We start from the raw sequence: 14756 nt of genomic DNA on the forward strand, positions 1-14756 counted from the left end.
GTCGATAAAATGAGCTACCAATAACAGCACACATACAGCCAGCAGCCCTACTGATAATATTTGTGACATTATGGTTCGGGTTTAAAAATGTTGATACCTACAATACCATTAAGCAGTACCCTGGAGTTAAACGGCAACTCAACCCATAGCGGCGAGTTTACATCGCTTCCGGCCACTTCCAACTCGTTGATCAGGGTACGCTCACCAAATGATGCCAGGTAAAACTTGCCATCGGCCTTATTTAACCTGATGCGCAGGTGCGGCGTATTCACCCATTCCGACGGTACTTTAAACACGGCCTGCTCATCCCTTTCCTCATCATTACCCGACACTACAATATCATCATCCTTAATCAGATACTCCACCTTACGGCCTACAAACTGTTTATCGGGCATAATGGTTTCCAGGCGGGCCAGTACTTTCGTACCGGGTTTAGCTACATCCTTTTCGTTATAATGAAGGTCATTAGCATAAGGCAGTTCATAATAGCCCTCGCTGTAATAAGTAAAGCCTTTTAAAACCTCGTTACTGATATCCAGCGTTTGGGCAACACCTGTTTGACGAGGAATAAAGGTAACCCGTAAGTTCGCCTCCTTTTTAGTGCTGGTTCCGGGTAGCAGTTTGCCTATAAAGCCCTTATCTCCCCGTTTATAATCAGGGTGAGATACCAGCCTGAATACCCATTTTGAACTTGAAGGCTCTACCTTTTTGCCCACTTCCTGGTGCTCGCGCAGCAGCTCATAAAACTTTTTTACCGATTCATTAACGATAATGCCGAACAAGCCCGAACGGTTGTTCACAAAGTCCTGGTAATCTTCCTCATTAAAGCTGATGATAAATTCATGGTAAAAAACTATTCTGTCGGCAAAGGAAAGCTGCTTGATAGATTCCTTGAATTTTTCGATAATGTATAAATACACGTCATCGGGCGTGAGCGCTTTTATTTTTACAGCCTCCGCGTTTACGGGTTTCCCGTTGGGTAAAAACCAGTCCTGAAGACCAATCCGTTTCCAAAATGTTGATTTAGGTTCCATTTCGTATCTGCTAAATCATTAAAAGTTTAAGTTAGAAGTATCCGCTTTTTTTATGCTGTCGCGATAAAACTGGGTATCTTCTTTTTGTTGTTTTGCACGTTGTATATTCCGCAATATCGAATCGGCTGTTGAGTCAACTTCCGGCGGGATATTGCTTTCATCTCTAAAATTTTCAGGCTTTGGCTGAACCGAGTCTTTTTTTGCCGGCAGAATAACCTTAGTAGCAGCAGAATCAGCAGGCTTTTTTGAAGGTTTAAACAGCCTGTTAACCACACCATGATAAATACGCCCTCCAAACTTGTCCATCACTACTGCCGAAAACACAGTGAAACCGCAAAGTAAGATCATGAACATAATAAAGATAGGCTTTGACATCCGTACGGCTTTGGGATCAACAGGTGCGCTGTTAACTACCTGTACAGGCTGCTTGTTCTCGTTTTCCTGGTAATACAATACCAGCCCCTGCAGGCGTTCATTTTCCTTCAGTAAAACTTCGGTATTCCATGATTCGTCAGGGTGCGTTGGACTGATAGCCCCGATGCTGCCCTGCATCAAAGCTTCCTGTAACTCAATGCCATTGGCGTACCGGTTACTAATCTCTTTTTGCAAGCACTTGGCTACCACCTTCAGCAACCAGGCAGGTACCTGCATTTGCATTTCCTTCTGCTCGTCCGACCAGCTTGCGGGCAGGTTTTTTCGGCGCAGCTCCAATACATCCGGAATTTCCGACTCCATATGGGCCAGCATTACCGCGTTACGGGCAGTTTCGCCATTATCTTTTAATGGGAAAGGTACCTGCCCGGCTAATAATTCGTACAGAATGATACCGTAGCTGTATACATCCGTTTGGAAATACATCAGCCCCTCGTTTTGCTCGGGGGCCATAAATTCGATAGCCCCTGCATGGCGGATACTGGTGCGACGCTGATCATCAGACATGGCCGAAAGACCAAAATCAAGCAGCACGTAGTTGCCGGTATGTACATTGAATTTTACGTTGTTACTTTTGATATCGCCATGCTTTACCGAAACTTTGTGACAGTGAGATAGAGCATTTGCCAGCTGATCGGCCAGTTTGATAACCTCTTTAATACTGAAGATGGCCTCATGAGGTGGTTTCAGCAGGTCTTCCAGATCGGGGCCATCAATATATTCCATTTCGATAAAAGGGAACGAACCACTTTCGGTAATACCCGAATTAAGGATCTTAACCACATTGGGGTTAGGCTCTTCGTTTACCTTTTTTAGTTTTTCGACCTCGTTCTGGAAATTGCGAAAATTTTTATCGTCGGTGCTTTCGGTGTGAATAGGTGTGGGCAGGAGTTTTACCGCTGTGATAATTGGCCCGTAACGGCGGCCTTTATAAACAGAGCCCTGACCGCCCGTTCGTAAAGCCCCCATGTTTTCCAAACCTTCGGTAATAGTAAATACTTTGCTCATTGAGTTATACTTGGGGTATCAGTATTAGTGACAAATATTAAACATTTTACTCAACATAACGCAGGCATTAGTGTTTGGTATAAAAATATAAAAAAAATGTGCAGATGTGAGGATGTGCAAATATGCAGATGTGCAGATTATTAATTCATTTAATCATCCTTATTAATTAAGCAAAATTCATTTGCACATCTGCACATCTGAAATCTGCACATTTAAAACATCTGCACATCTAAAGTATCACTATCTCATCCACCATCAGCCATGCTTTTGCCCCCGGTATATATTCGCCGGGTGGGATAATACCCTTGTTAGTTCCTTTTACCCTGATGTACCGGGCCTGTTGTGTTTGAATGTTTGCCCTTACAGCGTTGATGCCATTATCCGGAAAATCAGTTTGGCGGTAAACTTCGGTATAATTATTACCATCTGCCGATATTTCAAAGGTAAGCAGTGTTGGTTCCCACATTTTTTGCCAGTGGTATTTTAATATGTTGATGCCTAATTGTGATACGCTTTGCACTGAGCCCAAGTCAACTACGGCTTCCAGATCATCGCCGCTGAAGCCGTACCATTGCCCATCATTATAAAGCCCACTGCCAAACACACCGTTTACCAAACCAAAGGTATTACCGGGATTAAAGCCACCCTGCGGCTGATTTTTAAGGGTTATCTTTTTACCTATTGCTTTATGAATAGTAAACGATTTTTCATAAACCCGGCCAACCTGTTTACTGTTTAAAAAAACGGAAGCTTTGATGGTTCCGGTTGCATCAACAATTACAGGCTCATTGTATTGCTTGGCATTTAATCCCGGTTCGCTACCATCGGCACTGTAAAATATTTCAGCACCGGGCAAGGTGGTTTGCAGGCTTAATGCTACCCGGTGATCGGCAGTTTCAGTTACCGAATCGGTGATCTCGTCAAACACATCGGCAGCATCTATATTTAGTTTTTTGAGCAAAGGCTGCTGATACCGCAGGCGTTTTAAAAAACCAGGGTAGCTTTTATTTTGCTTTGAACTCCAGGCTACCTCTGCCAAAGCAAGCATCCTCGGAAATAGCTGTCGCTCGGCTTGTGCCGGACTGGCCATGTATTCGCTCCAGGCATTGGCTTGTACACCTTTTATGTATTGGGCTTCATCGCCGCTTAGTTCGCTGGTTATTGGTTCATAATTATAAACCTTGCTTAGCGGGGTGTACCCGCCGCCGGCCAATGGTTCGGCAGGGTAAAGGGACTGGTAGTAATCCAGGTACACATACTTTTCGGGCGTCATGATGGCGTCGTGGTGCTGCTTGGCAGCGGCTATGCCACCTTCTTCGCCTGTCCAGCTCATTACGGTTGCGCCGGGGGTAAGTCCGCCTTCCAGTATTTCGTCCCAGCCTATGATTTGCCGGCCTTTGCTGTTCAGGTATTTTTCCATCCTTCCTATGAAATAGCTTTGCAGCTCTTTTTCATCTTTCAAATGTTCGTCCTTAATTCGCTTTTGACATTTAGGGCAGGTTTTCCATTTGGTTTTAGGGCATTCGTCACCACCTATGTGAATATATTTTGATGGGAACAGCGGCAGCACCTCGTCCATCACGTTTTGTAAAAAGGCAAAAGTCTCATCGTTACCCGCGCAATACACGTCATCAAAAATCCCCCAATAGGTAGCTGTTTTATACGGGCCGCCGGTACAACCCAATTGCGGATAAGCGGCCAGTGCCGCCAAAGCATGGCCGGGCATTTCAATTTCAGGGATCACCGTGATATGTCTTTGGGTAGCATATTTTACAATCTCCTTAACCTCATCCTGTGTGTAATACCCTCCATAACGTTTCCCATCAAACCTGTGCGGACTGTCTTTTTTATGGCCGATGATGGTTTCATCCCGATAAGCCGAAATGCTTTGCAATAAAGGGTATTTTTTTATTTCGATGCGCCAGCCCTGATCATCGGTAAGGTGCCAGTGAAAGGTATTGATCTTGTAAAGCGCCAGCAGGTCTATCCATTTTTTGATGGCCGCCGGTTCAAAAAAGTGACGGCTTACATCGAGGTGCATCCCGCGATAGGGGAAGCAGGGATGATCGGTAATCCCGCAAAATTGGACTTCAACTTTTCCGTCTTTGACTTTAAGTAATTGTATTAACGATTGCAGACCGTAAAAAATACCAGCCTGATCGTGCGCAATAATAACTACACCCCGACTGTCAACAACCAATTTATATCCTTCGCTTTCCCTGACTTTGTTTGCATCCAATTTCAGGTAGATATCGCAAATTTCAAGCGCCGACCTGCTAATGGATAAGTCCTTACCGGCTAAGGAACGGAAATAATTTTTAAAAAAGATAATGTTATCCGGGCTCACGCCATCGCTCAAACCAATGCGATGTTCAAAAAAAGCATAAGCTCCATTGCCATACTTTACTTCCACAGGCTGTGGAATTATACCCTGAGGCGCGATCTGAGCTTTACCCGGTAAAGCAAAGGCAACACATATCAAAATAAAGCCTGCAATTTTTATTGGTTTTAAAAGGGATGTAAACAGCTTGACCATCAAAGTAAATGTAAAGCCGAATATACTTTTTTTGCGGAAAGGTGGATAATGAAATCGCTTTATTGATCAGAGTTAGATATTTTCACGCAAGGCGCGAAGCCGCAAAGGATAGCAGATTAAAAACCTGGCGTCTTTGCGAGCTTAATTTTTATTATGCCCCTATTGCCTTCCGGTAATTCCTGAGCGCCCTGATGATCGACATTACTATTTCATGCTGTCCTTCGTCCGAGTTTAGGTACTCTTCCTCTTCCGGGTTGTTGATAAAACCGGTTTCTATCAGTACGGCAGGCATGGCGCTATGGGCCAGTACTAATACACCCTGTTCCTTTACACCGTTGCTTTCCCTGCCATCCACACCGGTAAACTCATCATCAAGCAGGTCACCAAAACGGATACTTTGTTTGCGGTATTTCTGGATATAGGCATTGAGGATGATGAGGTTTGAAGGATCGCTTTCATCGTAACTCTCATAATTTTGCTTATAATCCTTTTCCTGGAATATGGAGGAGTTTTCACGCACAGCCTCTTCCTGCTCCTTCAGACGATGAAAGCCGTACACTAATAGCAATACGCCTTTTTGTTTATGTGCACGGGCAGCAGTACCCTCGGGCGACGAGTTACAATGTATAGAAATGAACAGGTTGCCATGATTTTGATTGGCAATAGCCGAGCGTTGGTTTAGCGGGATAAAAGTATCATCGGCACGGGTAAGGATGGATTTTACATCGGTAATTGCCGTATCCATTGCAGCCTTAAGCTTCAGGGCTATAGACAGGGTTACATTTTTCTCAAACGAATGCGAGCCACGTGCCCCGGCATCTTTACCGCCATGCCCGGCATCAATAATAACCGTTTTAAACTTAAAAGTGGTTGTAGCAGCCGGTATAGTATCTTTTTGCTGCGCGAATGAACTGAAAGGGAGCAATATAAAAAACAGGATCACCATCCTGAAAAAAGTACTGATGCCTTTCATTTTTTCACCACCTTTTTACTGCATTTAGGGCATAAACCCTGAGCATACAAAGTAAAGCCGTGCGGCTCAAAACCAGCAGGAAGATTTATGGCAGGCAAATTCATATCATTAAGGCAATATACATTTTTGCACTGTGTACAATTAAAATGCAGGTGCTCGTCATGGTGGTCATGCTCATTACAGTTTGACGAACATAGCGCATAGTTGGCCGTACCGTTTAGATCAAATACTTTGTGAATGATCCCTTTTTCTTCAAAAGCGTTAAGAATGCGGTAAAGGGTAACCCTGTCTATATCATGCATCAGGCTCTCAAGATCGGGCTGTGAGGTAGCCGAATGTCTTGACGACATCATAGACAAAACCCGCAGCCTTGGCGCAGTTTTTTTCAGATGATGCTTATCAAGCAGGTGCTCAAAATGATGGATATCGCGGGTTTGTGTCATGTATTAATCAGGGCTTTATTTATTATAAGGCTGTAAATTTAACAATGGTTTATAATATGCAGCATTAATAGCAAGCTTTTATAACGGTATTTTTTATATCGTTAGTATAACATATTGTATCTACTCACCCCGACATCGTTGCTCTCGTCACCCCTCTCTACGCAAGCGTAAAGAGGGGATTTCTTTTTTTCTTACCCTCTTTGCAGCTTCGCCGTAAAGAGGGTGGTCCAGCGTAGCGCAGACCGGGTGAGTCAATTATGCACTTTGACAATATTATGCCGCACACTATGCTTATGATTATGATTTTCATGATTACAAGCCGGACTTAAAAAGCAATTAAACAGCAAAAATGCATAAAAGAATTTCCTGTGGCGCTTATCCATTATTCAACCTTTTTAAGTTTATATGTTTTATGATCATGATTACAGGCACCGGTATACCTGTAATTTACATAATGCGCGGCAGCTATCAGCAATCCGCCAAAAGGAACTATCATAACCTCGGCTTTTCCTGTTGCAAATCCGTGTCCGCCCATAATGATGGCGAAACCCAATACAAGCATCATTAATGGCACCAAACGATGATGTGTGCGCCTGTAGGATAAGCCAATTGAATACACACCTATAGCCAGGGCGAAGATGATCATCCCCCACTCTACCCAGGCATTGGCCAAAAAACCAAGACCAACCAAGGGCAAACTGGTAAACAGCAAAGGCACTACTGCACAGTGAACAGCACAAAGCGTTGATGCGGTTATACCAATATTATCCAGCCGGGGCGAAAGCTTTTGAAAATCCATAATGCAAATATAAATAAGTTAATGCAACATGATTGCATTTGTTTTTATTATATATATTTGGACTTATTAAATTAACAAACACCTGACAATTACTTAATATTAATCAGCAAACCGTATTTTTGCAGGCTTTATAAAAAAACACAGATTGAATTTAGACCCCATTTACCATATAAAACAACTTTGGCAAAATGCCTACAATACCCGGGCCAGCAGGCTTAAGTTATTGAGTGCTACCATTGTCATAGTCATCATCATTAACCTGCTGCCGTCCTTTTTCAAGTATATTGAAAAAAGGCAGGATGGCATTGTACTTAACGATTGGATCCTGGCCCATTTGCCATCTTATGATCTTTCAGTCCCGATTTTTATACTCATCTGGGCGATGGGCCTGCTTATGATGTGGCGGGCCTTATACAATCCAAGGGTATGCATCACTTACATCTGGACGCTGAACTTTGTATGTATTGCCCGTTTTATTACTATTAGTCTCATTAAACTTAACCCACCGCTGGGCCTTGTTCCGCTTATTGATCCCAGCACCAGTGTTTTTTACGGCCATACCTTTATCACTAAAGACCTGTTTTTTTCGGGCCATACGGCAACCATGGTGTTAGTGTACCTGCACCTTCAAAAACGGACAGACAAGATCATAGCTTTTATTGCTGCATTAATACTGGTAGTGATGCTGCTGATTCAGCATATTCACTATACTATTGATGTACTGGCCGCTCCTGTTATCGTGTATGGTTGCTGGAGGCTGGCAAAGTGGCTGGGGTTGGAGTAATTGCTATTCCCACCCATCCACCAAATGCATACTATCTTTTAAATCACCGTACAGCTTTTTAAATACCGGGAACATTCTGCCGTAAACCTCATGATTTATTGTATTGGGTTCGATAAAATCCTGTTGTTCAACCTTAGTAAGTGCGTTGTAACTTTCAGGAAATAATACCCGTGCAGCAAGGTAAATAGCGCCCAGTGCCGATGAATCTTCAGATTGAAGCACTGCAAGTTTTTTCCCGGTGATATCGGCCAGGATCTGTGTCCATACTGCCGAGCTGGTAAAACCGCCGCTGATATTTACCTGCCTGATATCGCCCGATGCATCCTCTAATGTTTTAAGCACATCATTCAGCGCAAAGCAGATCCCTTCAAGCCCTGCCCGTAAAAAGTGTGACCGGGTGTGAGCGGGTTTAATATTAAAGAATGTTCCGCTTGTTTTGGTATCCCAAAGCGGGGCGCGTTCGCCGTACAGGTAAGGTAAAAATATCAATCCATTGCTACCGGCCGGCACGGTTGCTATCTCCTTAAATAAAGCATCATAGTCGGCAGCAGTAAGGTTGTCTTTTTTTAGAAAATTTTTAAGCAGCCAGTTAACTGCAATACCCCCGTTATTCACAGCACCGCCGCAAACATAAGTTTGTTCATCAAGCAGGTAATTGAAGATCATGGCCTCGTAGTTATATACGGGCTTCGGACTGGTAATCCGTACTGCTCCACTGGTTCCAATAGTAAGTGCCGCCACATCGGGGCCGGTAGTATGGCTACCCAAATTGGCACAGGCACCATCACTGGCGCCAATAACAAAGGGGGTATCTGCATTTATTCCGGTTAATGCAACAACTTCCGGCCTCGTATCAGTCCGGTAATAAGTAGTATTAACCGGGGCTGATAATTTTGAAAGCGTAATACCGGTTAGCGTAATTGCCTCTTCATTCCATTCTTTTTTAACAATATCAAACAATCCTGTTGCCGAAGCAATGGAATAATCCACCTCAAAAACTCCAAAAAGCCTGAACCAAATAAACTCCTTTATCGAAATAAATTTATGAGCAGCTTCAAAAATACCGCTTCGGTTACTTCGCAGCCACAGCAACTTATTTAAAGGCGACATGGCGTGGATAGCAGTACCGCAGTTATGATAAAGCGATGCCCCATGCTCTGTTTTCCTTAAAGCCTGGGCAATGTTCTCGCTCCGGGCATCGGCCCAGGTTATCATAGGCAACAATGCCTCCCCACTTTCATCAACCGGAATAATGCTGTGCATGGCACTGCTCAGGCTCACGGCTTGCGGAGGCGAACCCAGTTTCAGCGTAATACCGGCAAGGCATTTTATAAAAGCATCCCATATTAACAACGGATCCTGTTCGCTGTAACCGGGCTCGGGGCTGTTAATAGGATAATGATTGGATACTGTACCCAGTGGTTCGCCCGTTAAACTTACAGCCACGGCTTTAGTACTGCCCGTGCCTATATCAATGCCTAAAATATATGCCTGCATGGTGATGTATTTGATGCCAAAATAATAAACAGAACCGGGATTTGGGGGGATTTACCCGATTATGGGATTTTTCTTTGTCTGAACCGGAATTTGAAGAATTTAGTGAATGGGCAGAATTTTAAAATTCCATAAATTCCCCGAATTCGTTTAATTCCGGTTCAGAAAAAAAAACCTGTCCATCCCATAAATCCCCCAAATCCCGGTTCAGATAAAATAAGCGAAATCAATGTCATTACATCTAATCAACAGTTCAGACCCGACAGCAGGGGACAGTTCCAGTATATATATTATCTACATTAGCCTTACCAATATAACCAATTAAGAGTATGAATGTATTTTTCGGTGCCCAGGTACTTCTCGGAGTCATCTTCCATTTTATCGGTGGCTTTGCTTCAGGGAGCTTTTATATCCCTTACAAAAAAATAAAAGGCTGGGCCTGGGAAAGCTACTGGATAGTAGGCGGCATTTTTTCGTGGTTCATTGTACCACCGCTGGCAGCATGGCTAACCATTCCGGGCTTCGCCGATATTATAAGTCATACGGATACTGCCACCTTAGGCTGGACATACCTTATGGGTTTATTATGGGGCATCGGAGGTTTGACATATGGATTAGGCGTACGTTACCTTGGGGTATCCTTAGGCAGTACAATTATATTAGGCTTATGCTCGGTTTTCGGGTCGATAATCCCATCGGTGTATTATGATTTTTTTCCTAAAGAAGGGAAAGACACTTTTACGATGATGCTGCACACCCAATGGGGACAGATGGTTTTATTAGGCATTTTGCTTTGCGTGGTCGGTATCATCATATGTGGTAAGGCAGGTATGATGAAGGAGAAAGAACTCTCTGCAGATAAGACAATAGCACAGGAAAACAAGGATTACCGCTTCGGTTTGGGTATAGTGGTAGCCATAGTATCCGGCATATTGAGCGCCTGTTTCAACTTCGGTATCGAAGCAGGAAAAACCATGGCCGATACAGCCAATCACATCTGGCAGGCGGCGCATCCGGGGCAGGGTAACTTCCTGTTTTCAAACAATGTAACCTATATTATTATACTCTGGGGCGGCCTTACTACCAACTTTATATGGTGTATGGTGCTAAACACCCGCAATAAAACGTTTGATAATTATACCGACAAGAAAACGCCCCTGCTTAAAAACTACCTGTTTGCCGCATTGGCTGGTACAACCTGGTTTTTACAGTTCTTTTTTTACGGCATGGGCGAAAGCAAAATGGGTAACGGCGCCAGCTCATGGATCCTGCACATGGCCTTCATTATCCTGATAGCCAATACATGGGGCCTGGTGCTTAAAGAGTGGAAAGGTGTAAGCAAAAAAGCATTTGCAACGGTAATAGCCGGTATAGCAGTCATTGTACTATCGGTATTGGTTGTAGGATATGGCAATTCAATTAAGTAAACAATTAAAACAGATCATATAATTCATTAACTCAATAATTCAACAATTAAAATATATGTCGTCGAAAACAACTGAATTTAAACATGTAAGCTATTTGTGGGATGAAGCAAAAGCCGCCGAACTGGAAGGCGACGAAGTAGCCCTGCTGATATACCGCTCCAACCTTTTAGGTGCCGATCTGCGCCTTACCAACTATGGCGGCGGTAACACATCATGTAAACTGATGAGCAAAGACCCGCTTACCGGTAATGATGTTGAAGTAATGTGGATCAAAGGATCAGGCGGTGATATCGGCACGCTTAAAAAAAGCGGACTGGCAGCCCTTTATGTCGATCGCCTGCGCAGCCTGAAGAACATCTATCGCGGTGTGGAATTTGAGGACGAAATGGTTGAGCTTTTTAACCATTGCATCTACGATCTTAATTCAAAAGCGCCGTCTATTGACACCCCGTTGCATGGTTTTTTGCCCTTTAAACATATCGACCACCTGCACCCTGATGCGGCTATTGCTATCGCGGCAGCAAAAGATGGTAAAAAAATAACCCAGGAACTTTTTAACGGTACCATTGGCTGGGTTGAATGGAAAAAACCGGGCTTTGAGCTTGGCCTGCAATTAAAACAATGTTTGGATGAAAATCCGGGTATCCGTGGTATTATGCTGGGCTCGCACGGTTTATTTACCTGGGGCGATACTGCTTTCGAAAGCTATATCAATACCCTTGAGGTCATTGAGCGCTGTGCCGAATACCTGGAAGAAAACTATGGCAAAAAAGGCCCTGTTTTTGGTGGTCAAAAAATTGAAAGTTTGGATGAGGACGGTCGCAAAAAACAGGCGGCGACCCTTGCACCTGTATTGCGCGGCTTTTGCTCAAGCTATAAACATATGATAGGTCATTTTACTGATGATGCCCGTGTACTGGAGTTCATCAATTCAAATGATCTTAACCGTTTGGCGCCGTTGGGTACCAGCTGCCCTGACCACTTTTTGCGCACCAAGATCAGTCCGTTGGTGCTTGACCTTGCACCGGGTGAAGACCTGAGCGATGTTACCGCATTGAAAGCACGTTTGGCACCTGCTTTTGAGGCTTACCGCCAAATGTATACCGATTATTACAATACCTGCAAGCATGATAACAGCCCGGCTATCAGGGATACCAACCCGGTGATCATTCTGTATCCGGGTGTAGGCTTGTTCTCTTTTTCAAAAGACAAACAAACTGCCCGTGTTGCTGCCGAATTTTACACCAACGCCATCAACGTAATGAAAGGTGCCGAGGCAATTTCTGAATATACCTCGCTGCCACGCCAGGAAGCTTTTGATATTGAATACTGGTTACTGGAGGAAGCAAAATTACAGCGCATGCCTAAGCCAAAAGCGCTATCAGGTAAAATCGCCCTCATCACAGGCAGCGCGGGCGGCATCGGTAAAGCCATCGCCAAAAAATTTGTTGACGAGGGTGCTGTAGTTATCCTTAATGATATGAACACCGAGCGTTTAGATAGCGCTGGCGAAGAGTTCAAAAAACAATACGGAAAAGATTCATATGCCACTGCTGTGCTTGACGTAACCAAAGCCGACCAGATAAACGAAGCATTAGAAGTTGCTGCTTTAGCTTTCGGTGGTGTTGATATAGTGGTGAACAATGCTGGTTTATCCATCTCCAAATCAATTGCCGACCATACCGAAAAAGACTGGGACCTGTTATATGATGTATTGGTGAAAGGTCAGTTCTTCATTACCCAGGCGGCAGTTGCCGTTATGAAAAAACAAGACATCGGTGGCGATATCATTAACATTGTAAGCAAAAACGCTTTGGTTAGCGGACCAAACAACGCTGGTTACGGCTCTGCAAAATCAGCCCAGCTGCACCTGAGCAGGCTGAACGCTGCTGAGTTAGGTACAGATAAGATCCGCGTAAACGTGGTTAACCCCGATGCTGTGATCAGCGACAGCAACATTTGGGCCGGCGGGTGGGCCGAAGGCCGTGCTAAAGCTTATGGTGTTACCGTTGAGGAATTACCTGCTTATTACGCAAAACGTACTTTATTAAACGAGGTAATTTTACCTGCCGATATCGCTAACGCCTGCTTCGCCTTTACCGGCGGCCTGCTCAACAAATCAACCGGAAACGTGTTAAATGTTGATGGTGGTGTGGCGATGGCATTTGTGAGATAGGTAGATATAAATATATGTCATTGCGAGCGATAGCGTGGCAATCTCGTAGCTATGCAAAGCGAATGTGCTTATCGAATTTGTATAGCGGCGAGATTGCCACGTCGCCCCGGGACTTATGCCCCCTGCGACTCCTCGCAATGACATAATTTAAAATAAGTTGCAAGTTCAAGCGTCTGCGCTTGAAACTTTTAAATACTAACAAATAAACCATGTCATTGCGAGCGATAGCGTGGCAATCTCGTAGCCAATGCATAGCGAATATACAGAGCTACGAGATTGCTTCGTCGTTCCTCCTCGCAATGACATAAATATAAACTTAGCAAGTTCAAGCGTGGACGCTTGAACTTACGATATACTAACAAACCAATACCAATTATGCAGTTAGAAAAATATAAAATAGATGAAGCCAATCATCAGCAGCTAAAAGATCACCAGCGTAAGTTTGATTTTGTTGCCGGTGATATCAAAGGATTGGATACCATCCTGCAAAAACTGATTGATTTTAATATTGCCATACCAAGCTGGGCATTAGGTACCGGCGGTACACGCTTCGGCAGGTTTTCAGGCGGTGGCGAACCGCGCAGCCTGGAAGAAAAAATTGAGGATGTAGGCCTGATCCATGCCTTAAACAGGAGCAGCAATTCCATATCGCTGCACATCCCATGGGATATCCCATCCAATGCTTCGGCTATTAAAGCTCATGCAGCACAGTTAGGTTTGCATTTTGATGCCGTTAATTCCAACACCTTCCAGGATCAGGCATCGCAGGAATACAGTTATAAATTTGGCTCTTTACACCATGTGGATAAAGTGGTGCGCAAGCAGGCTGTAGCCCATAATATCGAAGTGATCAAATACGGCGTAGAGCTTGATTCAAAAGCATTATCTGTTTGGCTGTCGGATGGATCAAACTTCCCTGGTCAGTTGAATATGCGTGGCGCTTTTGAGCGTACTTTAGAAAGCCTTCAAGAAATTTACGAGGCCCTGCCCGATGACTGGAAAGTTTGGGTAGAGTACAAACCCTACGAGCCAAACTTTTACTCAACCACCATTGGCGATTGGGGACAATCGTACCTGCTATCATCCAAATTGGGCCAAAAGGCGCAGACTTTAGTTGACCTTGGTCACCATTTACAGGGTGCAAATATCGAGCAGATAGTTTCATTATTGCTGATGGAAGGCAAGCTGGCCGGTTTCCATTTTAATGATTCAAAATACGGTGATGACGACCTTACCGTAGGCAGCATCAACCCATACCAATTGTTTCTGATATTTAATGAATTGGTTGAAGGAATGGATGCCCGCGGTATGACACATGCCACTTCAATAGGCTGGATGATTGATGCATCGCACAATATAAAAGACCCGATTGAAGATCTGTTACAATCCGTAGAGGCAATTAAGATAGCATACGCTCAGGCTTTACTGGTTGATACACCGGCTCTGGTACAGGCACAACAAGACAATGATGTAGTGTTAGCCCAGGAAATTTTACAGCAAGCTTATCGTACCGATGTTCGCCCGTTATTGGCCGAAGCACGCCTGCGCGCGGGCGGTGCATTGAACCCGTTAGCTGTTTACAGGCAGCAAACCATCAGGCAGCAATTAATTGGCGAACGCGGCGCTAAAGCAGTATCAACCGGATTGTAA

Annotated in this window: 11 protein-coding genes; 4 read left to right on the forward strand and 7 right to left on the reverse strand. The window is 44.2% G+C overall.

Annotated features, from left to right (window positions below; all coding sequences use genetic code 11):
* Nucleotides 1–68: 68 nt before the first annotated feature.
* From ACFFGT_RS03335 to ACFFGT_RS03360, 6 genes are all read right to left on the reverse strand, one after another.
* A complete protein-coding gene (locus ACFFGT_RS03335; RefSeq protein WP_377021087.1) occupies nt 69–1034 on the reverse strand; it encodes a hypothetical protein in 966 nt (321 codons plus the stop codon).
* An 18-nt stretch (nt 1035–1052) separates the two neighbouring features.
* Nucleotides 1053–2474: a serine/threonine protein kinase gene (locus tag ACFFGT_RS03340; protein ID WP_377021088.1), complete on the reverse strand. Its 1422-nt coding sequence runs from the start codon at nt 2472–2474 to the stop codon at nt 1053–1055.
* A gap of 229 nt (nt 2475–2703) precedes the next feature.
* Nucleotides 2704–5010 (reverse strand): glycoside hydrolase family 20 protein, encoded by a 2307-nt coding sequence (locus ACFFGT_RS03345; protein ID WP_377021089.1) that lies wholly within the window; start codon nt 5008–5010, stop codon nt 2704–2706.
* Nucleotides 5011–5161: 151 nt separating this feature from the next.
* Nucleotides 5162–5983 (reverse strand): N-acetylmuramoyl-L-alanine amidase family protein, encoded by an 822-nt coding sequence (locus tag ACFFGT_RS03350; RefSeq protein WP_377021090.1) that lies wholly within the window; start codon nt 5981–5983, stop codon nt 5162–5164.
* Nucleotides 5980–6426 carry a Fur family transcriptional regulator gene (locus tag ACFFGT_RS03355; protein WP_377021091.1) on the reverse strand — a complete coding sequence of 149 codons (447 nt, stop codon included), beginning with the start codon at nt 6424–6426 and terminating at the stop codon, nt 5980–5982. Before ACFFGT_RS03355 ends, ACFFGT_RS03350 begins: the two co-directional genes overlap by 4 nt.
* Before the next feature lie 382 nt (nt 6427–6808).
* Nucleotides 6809–7225, reverse strand: a complete 417-nt coding sequence (locus ACFFGT_RS03360; protein WP_377021092.1) for a MerC domain-containing protein — start codon at nt 7223–7225, stop codon at nt 6809–6811.
* Nucleotides 7226–7370: 145 nt separating this feature from the next.
* On the opposite strand from ACFFGT_RS03360, the gene ACFFGT_RS03365 reads away from it, so the two are divergent.
* Nucleotides 7371–8009, forward strand: a complete 639-nt coding sequence (locus ACFFGT_RS03365) for a phosphatase PAP2-related protein (protein WP_377021093.1) — start codon at nt 7371–7373, stop codon at nt 8007–8009.
* Nucleotides 8010–8012: 3 nt separating this feature from the next.
* On the opposite strand, the gene ACFFGT_RS03370 is transcribed toward ACFFGT_RS03365, so the two are convergent.
* Complete coding sequence (locus tag ACFFGT_RS03370; protein ID WP_377021094.1) at nt 8013–9506, reverse strand: gluconokinase; 1494 nt, start codon at nt 9504–9506, stop codon at nt 8013–8015.
* 326 nt (nt 9507–9832) lie between these two features.
* Here ACFFGT_RS03370 and rhaT point away from each other — a divergent pair, with 326 nt between their 5' ends.
* The 3 genes from rhaT to ACFFGT_RS03385 all read left to right on the forward strand — a co-directional run bounded on the left by rhaT (nt 9833) and on the right by ACFFGT_RS03385 (nt 14756).
* Nucleotides 9833–10930, forward strand: a complete 1098-nt coding sequence (rhaT, locus tag ACFFGT_RS03375) for an L-rhamnose/proton symporter RhaT (protein ID WP_377021095.1) — start codon at nt 9833–9835, stop codon at nt 10928–10930.
* Between the two features lie 55 nt (nt 10931–10985).
* Entirely contained in the window at nt 10986–13106 is a 2121-nt protein-coding gene (locus ACFFGT_RS03380; RefSeq protein WP_377021096.1) for a bifunctional aldolase/short-chain dehydrogenase, read from the forward strand.
* A gap of 375 nt (nt 13107–13481) precedes the next feature.
* A complete protein-coding gene (locus ACFFGT_RS03385; protein ID WP_377021097.1) occupies nt 13482–14756 on the forward strand; it encodes a sugar isomerase in 1275 nt (424 codons plus the stop codon).

This window comes from Mucilaginibacter angelicae (genome assembly GCF_042434235.1).
Taxonomy (GTDB): Bacteria; Bacteroidota; Bacteroidia; order Sphingobacteriales; family Sphingobacteriaceae; genus Mucilaginibacter; species Mucilaginibacter angelicae.